Below are 14,368 nucleotides of genomic sequence, written 5' to 3'. Positions count from 1 at the left end.
CAGATCAGATGGATATCGCTTGGTCTTCTTCGCGATCTTGGCCATCCGGCCACGGCTCTGCTCGGTCCACATCCCGAGCTTGAATCACAGACCACGATGAAGCGGAATCACCGCTCACGCCTTTTCCAAACAGCCTCTTAGCGCCGCCACCTGTGCTACGCTAACGCTCGTGGTTCAGGTACGTAGACGGTGTGGCGTCGGGCGTTATCCAGTTGTTGAAGCGATCTCGCAGCGAAATCCAGATACGTAGGGCGAAAATACGCAACTCGTCTAGCACCGTTGACCACCATGCTCGCCAGGTGAATTGTTGGTGAACCACCGACACTGCGTGCTCCTTCAAAGCATCAACTCGCTCCGAAGATTTTCCGACGACACTTGTCGAATCCATGAGGGAAATCGTCTCAGATATGAAGTCGGCCTGCGTCACATTTCCTATCGCTAGGCGATCACCATTGTATTTTATCTGCTGTGTAAGTAGGCCAGTGACAACCACACGAGCCGACGCTCCTTCGGCGGGGCGCGGCAGGACCAGATATACGGGGCTGCCGGAATTGCCAGCATGGACATTCATGTTCACTAGATAGGTCGGATATTTATCTGCAGGCGACAGGGGATAAGAGGCGACCCTGCCCGCACTCAAAATGGGGAAACCTTGCGGGTTCGCAGAAAGACCACGTGGATATCCTAGAACCATCATTTCGTCGCCAGGCTGCACGCCAAGCGTTTCAAGTGCCCTTTCGCCTGGAAGTTCGGTGGAGGGCACTGCGCCATGGATGATGGTCGCAGGCAGCTCAAGCACCGCGACGTCCTGGGTCGGATGATTTGTCCAATGAGGACGGCCATCAGCTGCACGAATCTGCACACTAAGCGGGGAGTATCGCCAAGACCCGAACTCATCGCGCATACGAAGCCCCACCGTAGCCTGCTGATGTGGCATTGTAGCGAGCACATGATTAGCCGTTATCAGAATCGTTCGCGGCGCTCCGTCTGGTGCAGTTCCAGTCACGATGAATCCGGTGCCAATCGTGCTTTGGCCATTGCCGAGCGGTTGCTCAACTTTCACCGTAGCTTCAATAAGATCAACCACCGTCGTCACAATTTACACTCGTTCGACATGCCTAATTACTAACGGAACTGCGCCACAACACAGACACCGGCAGCCTCGCGCCATTTCGTCGGACACATGGCGAAGGATCGCTCAGCAATACGTAACCTGTGGTCGACGAGACATCACTGAGCTGTCCGCCCGAAACAACCCGCAGTTTGTATCGAAGGCCCTGACCGACAGCGAGATTACTATGGTCGATAACCTAGCGAAGGTTTTTTTGCCGCGACGGCGTGGCGACGATTTTGATGATCCTCCTGCCCGAAGCCTGGCCGCAGGCGAGAACGCCGGCGTCGCAGTTCACTTAGAGGCCGGCCAAGCGGTTAGTTGGACGAGACGTCTTCAGATGCCTCAGCGATCTTCGTCCGTGGCTTACTCGATCGCGTCGCTGCAGCAGGGGTGGGCTTTCGGCCGCCCAGCCCCAAACCCATCTCTTTAGCGAGCGCGGAGCGGGCCGCCGAATAGGCAGGAGAGACCATGGGGTAGTCCTTAGGGAGGCCCCATTTTGCCCGGTACTGGTCTGGCGTCAGCCCTTTGGTCGAGAGATTGCGTTTCAACGACTTGTAGGTCTTGCCGTCTTCAAAACTGATCAGACCCTCTGGCTGAATGGATCGCTTGATTTGCGCGGGGGTCAGTTTCTTGATTTCGATGTCAACCGCCACTTCGAGCGTCTCGACGCCTCTCACAGCCGAATGGACGCTCGCGATCAGCGCCGGCAGCTCGGCCATCGGCAACTTATTATTCTCGACGTAGGCACTAACAATATGGGCGGTCAAACTGACCAGTTCGTTCTCATCCACGGGGCGTCGCTCCTTGAGTGGACACTCGTCATAAGCTGGTTCGTCTCGAGCTGCGAGGCATCTGTCGGAGACCGCGATGACCGGCAGCGAATCCGTCGTAAGGTGGATACCGTGGTCCACACCCCACAGCTCGCCAGTCGCAGGCTGCCAAGCAAGGCCAAGCGTGTTGCGCAGGCCGGTGTCGACGATGACCCGACTCTTGCCGTCCGGCGAGGCGCGCAGCAGCGTGGCGTTCTCGGGATTGGATTCGTTGCAGGCGTTACAGGTCGAGCCGACGCTGATGTAGAGCATCCCGCCGGGCCCGAAGGCGATGGTGCGGTTGGGATGCTGTCCCGCATCGGGTAAGTCATCGATCAACAGCTCCAGCGGAGACAGGCGTCCATCAGGGAGGATATCTGCGACGAAAACCTCTTTGACTGTGGCCAACTAGAGCTTTCCGTCCTTCACGGCGAGACCGTGCACTCCAGCGCGGTTGGCGACGACGACAGGTTCGCCATCGGCGCGCCCGTCCCGGTCGTTGTCCTTCAACAGAAGCACACCGCCTTGATGACGCCCGCGGAGAAAGACCAGGCCATCAGGCGACACCGCCAGGATCCGGGCGTTCTTCAGGCCCGTCGCAAAGGCTGACACCTTGAAGCCTGCGGGCACCCTCAGCACGCCGAATCTAGCAGGCGTCGCCTCGACATTGTCGGGCTTGAAGATGCTTGTACGGACCGGGACGCGGGTTCCATCGCCCTGCTGAGCGACCGCTGACGACGTCGACAAAAGAGCCAGCAGCGAGGCGCTGGCGATGAGAAGGTGTTTCATGGGACAGCCTCCGCGAGGCTGAACGCCATCGGGAGAAAAGGTGCGCCTTGATCGACAGGAGGCAAACTGTCGGCTGGCAACAACGCATGCGACAAAGGCATCTCGTGTTGGACAGCTAACCGTAGCCATACCTCTTCAGGACAAAGCTTTGGACCAGGCGCCCGCCGTCGAACATGTGGTTGTCACGGCGGCTCGGCTGCCGCCGCTGACCTCGGACGCGGTGTTCTCGATCCAGCGCCTGGATGCGGGCGCCCTGCGCTCGGCGCAGCGGGTCGACGAAGCGATCCTCAGGGCTCCCGGCATCTCGTTGTTCCGGCGCACCTCAAGCTTCTCGGCGAACCCGACAACCCAGGGGGTGAGCCTGCGGGCCATCGCGCCGTCCGGCGCCGGCCGCGCCCTGGTGACGCTGGACCGCACACCGCTGAACGACCCGTTCGGCGGCTGGGTGATCTGGTCTCAGCTGGCCCCGGAATCGATCGAAGGCGCCGACATCGTGCGCGGCGCCGGTGCCGGGCCCTACGGCGCAGGCGCCCTGACCGGCACGATCAATCTGCGCGAACGCTCCAGCGGCGTGGTCGCCGAGGTCTCGGCCGGCGGACTAGGCTCTGGACGCGCGGCGGTTGCTGTTGCATCGAGCGTAGGCGCAATCGGCGTGTTCGCCACCGCCCAGCATGAGACTTCGCAGGGCTACGTCCCCGTGCGCGGCGCCCGTCGCGGCGCGGCCGACGTCGCGACCGACCTCGAGAGCTGGAGCCTCGCGGGCCGCATCGACTACGCGACGCCTCTGGGGCCGCTGTCGCTTCGCGGCGGCGTGTATGACGAGCAACGCGGCGCGGGACTGGGGCGCGCGCGAGCGCACGCCAGGGGCGACATCGTCAGCGTCACGATCGCCAAGGCGCCGACCAAGGAAAACTTTGGGTGGCGGCTGCAGGCCTGGCGGCGCACCAGCGATCTGTTCAACAGTTCGGTTTCGGTGGCGGCCGATCGCGCGATAACGACGCCCGCCAATAGCCAGGACGCCACACCCGCCAGCGGAACCGGATTCGGCGCCGCGGTTCGCCGGCAGACAGGCCCGCTCGAGTGGGAGGTCGGCGCCGACGCCCGCATCAATGAGGGGGAAGAACACGAGCGCTTCCGCTACCTGACCGGAGCCTACACGCGCACGCGAATCGCCGGCGGTGAGACGTCGGTCGTCGGCCTGTATCTCGACGGCGCCTGGTCACACGGCGACTGGCTGGTCGCAGGGGGCGCTCGCGTAGACCGCTGGCGCAACAGTCACGGCGTTCGGATCGAAAGGGACGTCGCCACCGGCGTTGTGACCCTGGATGAGCGCCCCACGGACCGTGGGGCGGATCTGTTCAGCGCGCGGTTCGGGATGAAGCACGAAATCTCACAGACCCTGTCGATACGCGCCGCCGCCTACTCTGGTTTTCGCCCCGCGACCTTGAACGAGTTGCACCGGCCGTTCCGCGTCGGCAACGACGTCACCGAGGCCAATGCAAGCCTGCAGCCCGAACGCCTCTTCGGCATGGAGACCGGCGTCGCCCATCGATCGGACGGCGGAATGATCGAGGTCACTGCGTTCTGGAACCGCCTAGGCGATCCGATCACCAACGTCACGATCGGCGAAGGGCCGGCGACGTTCGTGCGCGCGGGATTCGTTCCAGCAGGCGGCGTCCTTCGCGAACGCCGAAACGTCGGATTCGTCGACGCCGTCGGACTGGAAGGCCGGGCTGAACAGACGCTTGGCCCTGTGGACCTCTCCTTCGCCGTCGCCGTCACCGACGCCCGCGTCGACGGAGGTGCGGCGGCCGCACAGTTGACCGGCAAGCGGCCGGCGCAGGCGCCGATCTGGAGTGGCATGCTCGGCGTGTCGGTGACGCCGGTCGACGGCTTCGACCTGCATGCGGACCTCGCCTACGAGGGCCAGCGTTTCGAGGACGATCTCAACAGCCGGACCCTTGGCGCGGCGCTGCGCCTCGGCCTGCGCGCCGACTGGCGCATCTCCCCCCACGTCAGTGCCTATCTGACGGCGGACAATCTGCTGGACGCCGAGGTGGAGGCCGCGCGAACCGTGGATGGCGTCGTGGGCCACGCAGCCCCACGGATTCTCCGCATCGGATTGCGGGTAGAGCGGTAACACCGGCGCTAATCAGGCCACGCCAGTTGGCGGCAAAGCCAGGCGACTGTAGCGATCACCGGAAACGGGAAACTATGCGGCTCGCGCCTCCATGGTTTAAAGGAGATGCGCAGCAGCGCGCGCCTTTAGCACGCTGATGGACGAATAGGCGGCGCTCATGAAGCTGCCCATTCAATCTTATTCATTGCTTCAACCTTATTCATTACAGCTGCGGTGCTTAGGAGCAGCACAGTGCTGCACAGCGATCCCAGCAGCACGTGCGCAGATGGCCTTCAGGATCATAGCCGTCCCCCTCGCAGAACGCTGCAGACGTCTTGGAAATCGAATGCGGCCTCGAACGTTCCACGCGCCGAAGCGGGTCCGGCGCAAGGGCTCGCCGTCCCGAACGGCGCGCGTCGACCATCAGAGCCGGTCATCGTAACCCTTGCGAGCCGAGTAGAACGCCAGCCACATCAGCCCGCCGGTAAGCCCGCCGACGCAGACGAACGCCAAGCCCATCGCGATCCAGCCGTGGATCGACAGCTTCGCCGGGCTCAACCCCCACATGGCGTAGAAGGCCCAGAGCACGAAGCCGAACATCGCGCAGAGGAGCACGGCGGTGAGAACCACCAGCAGCCGGTTGTTCATACGATCGCTCCGGTGACCTTCATCACCTCGGGACGCAAACTCTCGTTCCCTGTCTGATCAAAGGAGCATGGCTCGCGCAAGAGACGCAATGCGTTTGGCAGTTCAGTTTCTGAGCGCGAGGCGGAAGAGCCGCTACCCCACCGAACCTGGCGCGGCCGCCGGCATGTCCGGCGAAGGCGCCATGCGCGGCATGAGCGGAGTCACCGCCTGGGTCCTGGCGGCAAAGACCACGGCATCGAACTGCCGCTGCAGATCCGCCGAGATGTAGTGGGCTTCGCGCTCGTTAGGCGGCAAGTAGACGACCCCGATCGCCCGTTCGAGACGTCGTCGGCGGACCGGGCCGGAACGGCTCAACAGCACTCTGCGCCCTTCGCCCAGCCGGGCGAGATCGACTTCGTGTGGCGCGGCCAAAGGCTTTCCGTCCACTTCACGCAGTGACGCTATGTGCCAGCCTCATGGCGCTCGCACCCCTGCTCGCGCTGGTTCAGGACGAGCGCACGAGCACGAGCCTGATATGCGCCTAGCTGTTCGTCACCATGGCCACTGCTGCTCTGAGCCTCGTGGCCGTTCGCAGTAGGAAGGCGCGTCAGCCGATCGCGGGACAGAACCCCACGTGCAATCGGTCCGATAGGGTTCGACAATTGGATGTTATCGGACACTAGGGGTCCTGTCGCCGTGCCAACCCGAGGCGACTTTGGAACCGATGGCTGGCAATTAAAGGCGGGCATCGCGAATCTCGTCGGCTACGTCTAGCTCGCGACAGTAACCACGCTTCGGCCGAAGCAAGGACGCTGGGTCGAGAACCGCATGTGATTGCTCTTAGGCAGCGTACTGTTTTGAAGCTAAAGGGGGTCACAAGTATAGCACGCCTCCGGTGCAGCTACTATTATCGGGACATGGCTGAAAAGCGCCCACCCCCACCGCGCGACTTGGACGACAACCCGGAATTGACGGAAGCGGATTTCGCGCGCGCCCGTCCCGCTCGCGAAATCATGGGCGATGCATTCGTGGACGCATGGGAAAAAACCCGTAAGAAGCGCGCTCTCAAGACAAGGTCCATGTCGGACAAATCATAAGCGCCATGAGCTCTACCGTCTTCGATTTTCAAGACGCAATGGCCGAATCCCGAACTTACATCCGGTCACCGCGCGATCGCCGTTTCGGTGGCATCCTCAGCCGGCTATCAGGCTCGGAAGTCGGCGCCTCGCCCAATGTTCGTCCTTTCTCGCTCGAGCGCCTGCCTGCCCTTGCCTCCCTGCATCTGAATCTTTCTGCCGACAAAGGTCGACAGCACTAGCCCAAGATCCTCGACGAGCAGCTCGTCTTGTGCTGGACGCTCACGCGTCGTGACGTCTAGCGCTCGCGGCGCCGAGCTCGTTCGCTGCATCCATGCTCGATCCAGCGGTTGAGATGCCCAGCGGCATTGCCTGTTCGAGCAGGGTCACGACCAGGTGTTGGTCAAGGTAACCCCTGCGCAGTCCCGGATTCTCGACGAGCAGCTCGTCTTGTGCTGGACGCTCACACGCCGTGACGTATGGCGCTCGCGGCCCGAGCCCGTGCGCTGTATCGACGCTCGATCCGCCCGCTCGAGAATACTCACCGGGATTGCTGAGCAGCATCACGACCAGCTGTTCGTCAAGGCGCCCTAGCACCAGTTCCCTGTCCTGACGAACCGCTCCTCCTGTTCTGGACGCTCGCACGTCGTGACATATGCGCTCGCGGGGGCTGGGGCGTTTCTCGCCTTTCCGGGGGCCTATCGCCTCAGCGACACGCCGCCGCCGGCTAATTCGGAAGCTGGCGGCGCTCTAGTTCGTCCGAGCGGGCTGCACATCGCAAGGTCGTGACGACAAGGATTTGTCGTGACTCGCACCTGCGGGCGCACATCTGACCAGGCGATCTGGTCGGGGATGCTCTCATCGCCACGGATGTAGAGCGAGCGTGCCAACTCGCACATCGTGAACTGATGGCAAGCGCCTACCACCGATCCTTTGAACTGCGCGACGGGGATCGCGTCGTATGCAGCGAGGTGCGGTGAGACGCGCTGGCGTGATTCAGGTGCGTCGCTGACCCTCGCCGTAATTCGCCATAAGGATGGATGGCGTGTGTTCGGCCCAAGCGGCGTGAAGTCGCTGCAGTCGCCGCCAAGTAGGCCAACCGACCCATCGACGCGATTCCAGAGATCCCGGCGGCGTTCGTCCGCCGGGATCTCTGCGTTCGCGCGACGAATGACCCACTCATGTCAGCCCCGAGCGGAACGGCGGAGCCTGGCGCGGATTGACTCGCCGATGAGCACCCTGCCCGGCCTGCCCCTGCCGCTCGAGTTTGCGCCCATGGAGGCGAAGCTCGCCCAGTCGCTGCCTGCTGAGCCGGGCTGGCGGTTCGAGCCCAAGTGGGACGGCTTCCGCTGCCTGGCGTTCCGCAGCGGTGATTCGGTCGATCTGCGGGCCAAATCGGGCAAGCCGCTGGCGCGCTACTTCCCTGAAGTCGAGGCGATGCTGCGAGCGCTGCCCGTGGAGCGCTTTATCCTGGACGGCGAACTCACCATCCCGGTCGGCGGCGAGCTGTCCTTCGACGCCTTGCAGGCGCGCCTTCATCCCGCAGAGAGCCGGGTGCGCAAGCTTGCGGCGGAAACCCCCGCCGTCCTGGTGCTCTTCGACTGCCTGATGGACGCCGACGGCGAAAGCTTGGTCGACACCCCGCTGGCCGAACGGCTGAAGGCGCTTCAGCGCGTCTTCAAGCGTTTCAAGGGCGCAGATCGCATCCGCCTCTCGCCAGGGACCGATGATCTTACCGAGGCCGCCGCATGGCTTGCCCAAACAGGGGCGGCGCTGGACGGCGTAGTCGCCAAGCGGCTCGACGGACCGTATGCGTCGGGGGAGCGCGCCATGCTGAAGATCAAGCGGCTACGCACCGCCGACTGCGTGGTCGGAGGCTTCCGCTATGCGAGCGACAGCAAGCAAGTCGGCTCGTTGCTGCTCGGGCTCTACGACGAGGCCGGAAAGCTTGACCACGTCGGCTACACCTCGACGATCTCCAACGCGGAACGTCCCGCATTGACCGAGATGTTGGAAGCGAGGGCTGGCGGACTGGGCTTCACCGGCGACGCGCCCGGCGGACCCAGTCGCTGGAGCAACGGCAGAAGCGCTGAATGGACGCCGTTGAAGACGGAGCTTGTGGTCGAGGTCCGCTATGACCACGTCACCGGCGACCGCTTCCGGCATGGGACCACCTTGCTGCGTTGGCGTCCGGACAAGGCGCCGCACCAGTGCACGCTCGCGCAGCTTAGATCTGAGCCCGCGAGCCTGCTGGGCGATACGACGTCCGCTTGAGCCGCCTGCGAGCATCCTAAGCCGTGGCGCCCCCTATTTCGAAGCTCCACGGTAGGGTGCGCGTAGACGTGAACGCGCTCCGGAGCGACTGACAAGTTTGAGCAGGAGATATCGATGACAAACCTTAAGGCGCTTCATGAACTGACGTTCGAGGAAACGGACGACGGCTACGCGCTGCATCTGAGCGCTGAAGGCGGTCAAACTCTCAGCGTCGCCATCACGCCAGACCAGCTCGATATGATCATCGACGGGCTCAACGAAATGCTCGGCGGCGATGACGAGCCGGACGTTGATGAGACATGAACTAGGCGGCGCAGCTCGGCGCGACCTAGGCTGGAACTGAAGCCATGGTCCCATAAGCCAGCGTGTCGTTGGACGCCTGCGGCATACGGCTGAAGGCGGAATCTCTCCGACCTGACCCACCCAGCAGCATCAGTTCTTCGATGGCTTCGACGATCTTGTCCTGCGCAAAATGCTGGATCATATGACCGAGCCTGGGCAATGTTCGTAGGTCGCCCTCGTCATCAAGCCCGCCAGGACGCGTCCGTGCATCTGATGGTTGTCGACGATGTCAGCGGCTCCGCCGAAGATGCGCACCGGCGTGCCGCAGGCCGTATAGCCGGATGCAAACATGAGCCCCGCGGCCATCAGCGCGGCGTCTTCACCGTCCGCTTGCAACTGGCTACCGCCGCGCCGGCCGCGCAATCCGGTCGTTTGCGCCACATCGAAACCATCAATGTTGACAGCGGGCGCGGAGTGACGGCTGCTTAGGTTGCCAAGCGCACAACGGCGATCGTCGTCGTTGGCCATGTAAGGCGCGTTTGGTGACCTCGAGAGCGAGGCCTTTCAGGCCGGCAGTCAGAGGTCCTCGATGTCCCGAAGAAATTCACTCACCTATGTCGCTCTTGTCGGCGCGCTTGCTCTGGGAGGCTGCGCCACGGCTGCGCATGGCGTAGCCGACGCCGATAAGGTCCACCACGTCAGCGTCGTCGAAGTCGTACAACATGACGCGCAGGCCCCGTCAGCGTTCGGCGAAGGCCTTCGCTTAGCTGTGCTGGAGGAAGCCATCCTCTATGGCGGTTCCGGACGCGCGCTCACCTTGAGAATCGACCTCGACCGTGTGCACTTCAAAAATCCTCTCAAAGCGATAATCGTGGGCGACGACAACATTGCGAAGGGTCGTGTGGCCGTTATCGACACGTCCACAGGAGCGCAAACTGGAGCTTTCCCGGTACAGGTGAACGCCGAACGCGGGGGGCTTTCGGGTGCGGATGTCGGGACGATGATTCTTGGTGCGCTGGATCCTACTGGCCTAGTCGACCTTGGATCAATGGCTGCGAGCGCCGCGTCGGCGAACCTGAACCGCTCGCGTACGGAAACAGGTCTTAGGATCAATTTCGCTCGAGAAGCACTGAGACAGACTTTTGGTGATGCGAAGGCAAAGGCTGCCCATCCGAAAGAAAAGTAGAGCTCAGGCCGCCCTCGCTGCGCGAGGAGGTCGGCGCGGACGCTGGGCGCTCGAAGGGCCCTTCACTACGGGCTAGACTGGGCCTCTCCCTGTGAAGCGTCGCTCTCGACGTCCTGAGCAGCTTTACAGGCATAAGTGTCCGCCCTTGGACCCGTCACACACAGTTCATGCAACTCTCGTCGAAGGTTCCTACTTCTGAGATCGGTTAAAACTGTGGGGAAACCTTCAGCCTTCAGCAGAGCCACAATGCGGGCGACCGAGGCGCATTCGCCCGACACAGCTAGCTCATAGGCGCGCTCAATACTGGTGTTGGCCATATCCCCGTCATCTCTTGAACACCCAGGTTGAACCTAAACACTGGGCCTTTCCATCACAAGCCCCCTTCCTCGGACTCCGAGGCAATGCTTGAGCGCATACGAGCTGTTGAACTAAGCTTGCACGAAGAGGGGGCAGCCTACGTCCTTTGCCTGGGTGTTGAACTGGCGCGCTTTGCAGAAGAAGCGCGTTGGCGGCTCATTTTGAGTGATTGGGCATTCGATACATCGCCCGCACACCACGCCGGTGGGCAGGGGGATAAGCTTTTCCAGGATCGGCGACGGCACGCCGTGCAAGTCCATCCGCTGCGCCTGTGCTCTCAGCTCGTCGGGCAAGTTGTCCAGCGCTGGGAGCATGAAGGTGGCGGTCCCATGCGCACGAGACCAAGCGACGTCGCAAAGCATGTTGGCGTACGAGAAATGCGGGTCGATACCGACCTTTTTCACCGATCGTCGGTACTTCCGCTCGACCTCGTCAAGGCGATCAGTGACCAGCGCAGTCCGCTGGAAGTGCAGGAATACGCGTTCCTTAAGCAGCGCCATGGGCTGGCGCACACCCTTTTCGAGAATGTCCTGCACCAAGGCATTGGGATCCGGGAACAGACATTGGGTGCGGACCAGGCGCGCCAGGCTCAAGCTCATGCACTTGAACTGATCGAGCGTCACTGTGTAACGCGTGCGCTCCTCATCGCTTGTTCGCCGGTCGCTAGCATCGAGCTTCGGACCGTCGCCCCAGCGCATTGCATCATCCTGCAGGTCGCCATAACCCGCTAGGAACACACGCCGCGGGAAGCGGCCAGCAAACCGGTGGGCATCATTGTAGTTTGGCAATGTTTCCACGACGCACACTTGCACGCCGTAGGCCTCCATCAGCTCATCGCAGCGAGTGAAAGGATCAGCGGCGTAAATCTCTTCAACGTGGATCACCGCCTGGCGGCCGTCCTCCATCCGCTCCTTGATGATCACCACGTTGAAGGCGCCCATCTGGTCGATGCCCATGTACGTTTGGCGTGCCCGCGTCTTCCAGACCAGGCCCGCGCGGACGCCTTCCGCTGCACAGGCGTTGAGGTGCTCGAGCGTAACCGGGATCTGCGAGGGGTCTTGGTACGGCTTGCCGAGCTTGCGGTTGTAGAAGTTCTTCAAGTCCTCAGCATTGAAGTACGCCTCGATCATTTCCCGCGGGCTGATGGTAGGCGACAGCATCTGGTGGAAGTGGATGCTCACAGCCTTGCGCGCAGCGGCGTCAGGGTTATCTGCGATCCATTCCCCCCGCTGAGGATCGTCTATCCAATGGTCTTGCTGACAAACGTAACGGTAGTCGCCCGGAGCCCCGGTGACCCTGTCGAGGATCTCTGGATCAAACTTGATGCATTGCGGAAAATAATCGTCGAGCGGCTTCATCTCGCCGCAGGTGGGGCATGCGGTATGGAAGCGGTGCTGCGTGCCCTTCCTGTACCAGTGATGAATGTCAGCATCCGGCCAATTGGCCGTCGAGCCCATAAGAGTGAACTTGAAGGTCGACGCCGAGAGCCGCTCGCGAGCCTTCTCCATAGCCGCGATTTTCATCTCCTGGACCTCGTCGAAGAACACGGCGTCCATCGGGTAGGACTCCGTTGTTGACTTACCGCTGGTCCAAAGAAAATGGACCAAGCTCTGGCCGAGCACCCGGGTCATGACATTCCCCTCGCCGGGCGAATCCCCTGACGTAAGCCGCGCGTGGGCTTCTGGGATCGTGCGGACGATGGGTAGGAACCGGTTCTTGGATTTGCCTCGCGCCAGGTTCATGTCCGGCAGGAACATGCCAACCTTCAGCGGTTCGAACTTGAGGACCAGGTAGATCGCGACGAGCATCTCCAGGACGGTGAAGCCCACCTGGGCGCATTTCATCACCGTGAAAGTCATCCCAAGCATCGCCTCGGGGGTGTCGGGGATCTGATCATAGATCCACGCCATCGCCGGCCGGTCGTCGAGGCGGAACGGCTTTCCGTCGACCTTCAACACGGGCCGCCTCTCACCCGTTTTCGGGTCGATGCGTTCGCGTGTGAGGCTCTCGCACCATGGGCGAAACGACATGTCGCTCGGAATCGGACTGAGGCCGCGGTCGATCTCCATCCGGGCACTGATTTCTGCTGCAGCCTGCCTCCAACGCTTGATTATCCGGGGATCTGCTCGGCGGGGCATGCGGCTCATGATTGGCCCGCCTTGGTCGCTGCGATACCGCCGGCGTAGAGAAACAGCTCTTGGATATCCTCGCCCAGCTTGTCAGCCTGCTTCGGGTCGTCCGCTTTCAATTGTGATATTCGCTCAAGCAAGGGCTTCAAAAACACGTCCGAATTGAGCTGTTCGTTGTATGACTTGGCGAGGTCAGCGCCGGCTTTCAGAATCGCGCGATATTCGCGGGTGGATCTGAAAAAAAGATCGGGGCGGGTCATTTCGCCGTATTCGTTGAAGCATCCCTTGATGACCGCCTCGAGATTTCGGGCAAGCTTGCGGAGTTGATGTTCGATCTCTTCGTAACTCAACGCGCCAGTCGCTCCTGTGAGTACATAGGTTTCACACTCGGGCGAGTGGTCCGGACGCACTTCGGGCTGCTGCTGGGCCCCAGAAGGCGAGTTTCGCAAAGAGGGATTGGTGCTCTGCCGCACCTTGATTGGTTGGTTGCTCCGGAGCCGGTTGATCAGGCGGTCGAGCCGCTTCTCACCCCTCGGTCCCAAGTGAGTTCCAATCCAGGGCGCGAACTGCGGGTCGTCCCTCAAGAGGTCGTAGTGGCGCGAGCCATGCTTTCGCATGTGGCTGAAGATCGCCCGCTCAAGCTGCAATTGAACCGCGCCCGGCATGCGCGCCCACTTTTGGGCCGAGGCGGGAACGGTATTGTCTTCGACGAACATGTCGGTGTGGCCATCTCCAAGGCGAGCACCTGATCACCAGGCCCTACGCACCGTCAGCCTTTCGTCACGACATGAATCCGCGCAGGGGTCGTTTAGCGGAATAAAACTTGTTATGATGCAAACAAAATTATGACGACATGGATTATCGCAATGAAAACAACCGTGAAGAAGTTTGGAACCCAGCGGGAACGAACCGATTCAACGCGATCCAAACTTCTCGATGCGGCGCTTGCGCAATTTGGGGAGCGAGGCCTGGTGGATTTTAATGTGTCCCGGGTCGAGGCGCTCGCGGGTTTAGGCCGAGCTGTGGCGCGGTACCATTTTCACACCAGCCAAGCTTTGCTGCATGCCGCCTTATCCACGCTCGTCGATTTCGAGGTGAAGGGCGACCGGTGGGGATGGGGTCCGCTGCTTCATTGGATGCGAGACGAACTGGGACGAACAGCCGACAGAGATCCCCGCGCATTGGCGGCACTTCAGCTAGCCGTTGGGCCGGGCGTCATCCCGGCGTTCACACAGCTGAGGGAAGCCTATTGGCGGCGCAGAGCTGGGCTGGTGCAGCAGCATCTGGCGAACGCTCGAAGGCTCGGCGACCTCCGAGGAAGCGTCGACCTTGGACAGACCAGCCTATTGCTGCTGGGGCAACTGCACGGCGAACAGCTCCGCATCGTCGCGACAGGTCAAGAAGCCACTGCCTCCTTCCTCGACCTCCTCGCCTACGGCCTTGCGAAACCCGGACGTAAGGCAAAGCTAGGGTCAGGACCCATTAAATCGATTGAGGTTGGTTTGGGGAGGTGATTCAAGGTGGCAGGAGGAGCCGCCTTGAGTGATTTGCTGATGCTGACGCCGGAGCATATGCGGCGGATTGAGCCCTTCTTTCCGCGCTCACA

Annotated in this window: 14 protein-coding genes and 1 pseudogene; 5 read left to right on the top strand and 10 right to left on the bottom strand. The window is 62.0% G+C overall.

The genetic code is table 11. The features are described from left to right. Nucleotides 1-160: 160 nt before the first annotated feature. From Q8M88_RS04605 to Q8M88_RS04590, 4 genes and pseudogenes are all read right to left on the bottom strand, one after another. Nucleotides 161-1,096 (bottom strand): serine protease, encoded by a 936-nt coding sequence (locus Q8M88_RS04605; RefSeq protein ID WP_305595071.1) that lies wholly within the window; start codon nucleotides 1,094-1,096, stop codon nucleotides 161-163. Nucleotides 1,097-1,428: 332 nt separating this feature from the next. After that, complete coding sequence (locus tag Q8M88_RS04600; RefSeq protein WP_305595072.1) at nucleotides 1,429-1,905, bottom strand: MucR family transcriptional regulator; 477 nt, start codon at nucleotides 1,903-1,905, stop codon at nucleotides 1,429-1,431. 117 nt (nucleotides 1,906-2,022) lie between these two features. Next, nucleotides 2,023-2,331, bottom strand: a pseudogene (locus Q8M88_RS04595) (sorbosone dehydrogenase family protein); the annotation flags it as partial. Continuing rightward, complete coding sequence (locus Q8M88_RS04590; RefSeq protein WP_305595070.1) at nucleotides 2,332-2,712, bottom strand: hypothetical protein; 381 nt, start codon at nucleotides 2,710-2,712, stop codon at nucleotides 2,332-2,334. 148 nt (nucleotides 2,713-2,860) lie between these two features. Between Q8M88_RS04590 and Q8M88_RS04585 the strand changes: the two genes are divergently transcribed. After that, the gene (locus Q8M88_RS04585) at nucleotides 2,861-4,852 is read left to right on the top strand and encodes a TonB-dependent receptor (RefSeq protein ID WP_305595069.1); all 1,992 of its coding nucleotides are present in this window, start codon (nucleotides 2,861-2,863) and stop codon (nucleotides 4,850-4,852) included. 402 nt (nucleotides 4,853-5,254) lie between these two features. Here the strand turns inward: Q8M88_RS04585 and Q8M88_RS04580 are convergent, their stop codons facing one another. Together Q8M88_RS04580 and Q8M88_RS04575 are read right to left on the bottom strand one after the other, a co-directional pair. Then, a complete protein-coding gene (locus tag Q8M88_RS04580; protein WP_305595068.1) occupies nucleotides 5,255-5,479 on the bottom strand; it encodes a hypothetical protein in 225 nt (74 codons plus the stop codon). A 132-nt stretch (nucleotides 5,480-5,611) separates the two neighbouring features. Further along, a complete protein-coding gene (locus tag Q8M88_RS04575; RefSeq protein ID WP_305595067.1) occupies nucleotides 5,612-5,890 on the bottom strand; it encodes an erythromycin esterase family protein in 279 nt (92 codons plus the stop codon). 1,874 nt (nucleotides 5,891-7,764) lie between these two features. Here Q8M88_RS04575 and Q8M88_RS04570 point away from each other — a divergent pair. Further along, on the top strand, nucleotides 7,765-8,808 hold the full coding sequence (locus Q8M88_RS04570; protein ID WP_305595066.1) for an ATP-dependent DNA ligase: 1,044 nt from the start codon (nucleotides 7,765-7,767) through the stop codon (nucleotides 8,806-8,808). A 114-nt stretch (nucleotides 8,809-8,922) separates the two neighbouring features. After that, nucleotides 8,923-9,111: a hypothetical protein gene (locus Q8M88_RS04565; RefSeq protein WP_305595065.1), complete on the top strand. Its 189-nt coding sequence runs from the start codon at nucleotides 8,923-8,925 to the stop codon at nucleotides 9,109-9,111. Between the two features lie 25 nt (nucleotides 9,112-9,136). Here the strand turns inward: Q8M88_RS04565 and Q8M88_RS04560 are convergent, their stop codons facing one another. Both Q8M88_RS04560 and Q8M88_RS04555 read right to left on the bottom strand, forming a co-directional pair. Further along, entirely contained in the window at nucleotides 9,137-9,292 is a 156-nt protein-coding gene (locus tag Q8M88_RS04560; RefSeq protein WP_305595064.1) for a hypothetical protein, read from the bottom strand. Continuing rightward, a complete protein-coding gene (locus Q8M88_RS04555; protein WP_305595063.1) occupies nucleotides 9,289-9,618 on the bottom strand; it encodes a hypothetical protein in 330 nt (109 codons plus the stop codon). Before Q8M88_RS04555 ends, Q8M88_RS04560 begins: the two co-directional genes overlap by 4 nt. A 241-nt stretch (nucleotides 9,619-9,859) precedes the next feature. On the opposite strand from Q8M88_RS04555, the gene Q8M88_RS04550 reads away from it, so the two are divergent. Then, a complete protein-coding gene (locus Q8M88_RS04550) occupies nucleotides 9,860-10,276 on the top strand; it encodes a hypothetical protein (protein WP_305595062.1) in 417 nt (138 codons plus the stop codon). Between the two features lie 428 nt (nucleotides 10,277-10,704). Here the strand turns inward: Q8M88_RS04550 and Q8M88_RS04545 are convergent, their stop codons facing one another. Then, complete coding sequence (locus Q8M88_RS04545; protein ID WP_305595061.1) at nucleotides 10,705-12,780, bottom strand: phage terminase large subunit family protein; 2,076 nt, start codon at nucleotides 12,778-12,780, stop codon at nucleotides 10,705-10,707. Continuing rightward, entirely contained in the window at nucleotides 12,777-13,478 is a 702-nt protein-coding gene (locus Q8M88_RS04540; RefSeq protein WP_305595060.1) for a hypothetical protein, read from the bottom strand. The genes Q8M88_RS04545 and Q8M88_RS04540 overlap by 4 nt, the downstream gene beginning before the upstream one ends. A gap of 150 nt (nucleotides 13,479-13,628) precedes the next feature. Here Q8M88_RS04540 and Q8M88_RS04535 point away from each other — a divergent pair, with 150 nt between their 5' ends. Next, nucleotides 13,629-14,276, top strand: a complete 648-nt coding sequence (locus Q8M88_RS04535; RefSeq protein ID WP_305595059.1) for a TetR/AcrR family transcriptional regulator — start codon at nucleotides 13,629-13,631, stop codon at nucleotides 14,274-14,276. Nucleotides 14,277-14,368: the final 92 nt, after the last annotated feature.

Source organism: Phenylobacterium sp., assembly GCF_030693805.1.
GTDB lineage: Bacteria > Pseudomonadota > Alphaproteobacteria > Caulobacterales > Caulobacteraceae > Phenylobacterium.
The sequence above is the reverse complement of the archived record's forward strand: the minus strand, read 5'-3'. Positions and strand labels throughout refer to the sequence as shown.

Coding starts and splice junctions, on each gene's coding strand:
- Q8M88_RS04590 (WP_305595070.1), bottom strand. CDS start 2,712: ATGAAACACCTTCTCATCGCCAGCGCCTCGCTGCTGGCTCTTTTGTCG.
- Q8M88_RS04580 (WP_305595068.1), bottom strand. CDS start 5,479: ATGAACAACCGGCTGCTGGTGGTTCTCACCGCCGTGCTCCTCTGCGCG.
- Q8M88_RS04570 (WP_305595066.1), top strand. CDS start 7,765: ATGAGCACCCTGCCCGGCCTGCCCCTGCCGCTCGAGTTTGCGCCCATG.
- Q8M88_RS04565 (WP_305595065.1), top strand. CDS start 8,923: ATGACAAACCTTAAGGCGCTTCATGAACTGACGTTCGAGGAAACGGAC.
- Q8M88_RS04560 (WP_305595064.1), bottom strand. CDS start 9,292: ATGATCCAGCATTTTGCGCAGGACAAGATCGTCGAAGCCATCGAAGAA.
- Q8M88_RS04555 (WP_305595063.1), bottom strand. CDS start 9,618: ATGGCCAACGACGACGATCGCCGTTGTGCGCTTGGCAACCTAAGCAGC.
- Q8M88_RS04545 (WP_305595061.1), bottom strand. CDS start 12,780: ATGAGCCGCATGCCCCGCCGAGCAGATCCCCGGATAATCAAGCGTTGG.
- Q8M88_RS04540 (WP_305595060.1), bottom strand. CDS start 13,478: ATGTTCGTCGAAGACAATACCGTTCCCGCCTCGGCCCAAAAGTGGGCG.
- Q8M88_RS04535 (WP_305595059.1), top strand. CDS start 13,629: ATGAAAACAACCGTGAAGAAGTTTGGAACCCAGCGGGAACGAACCGAT.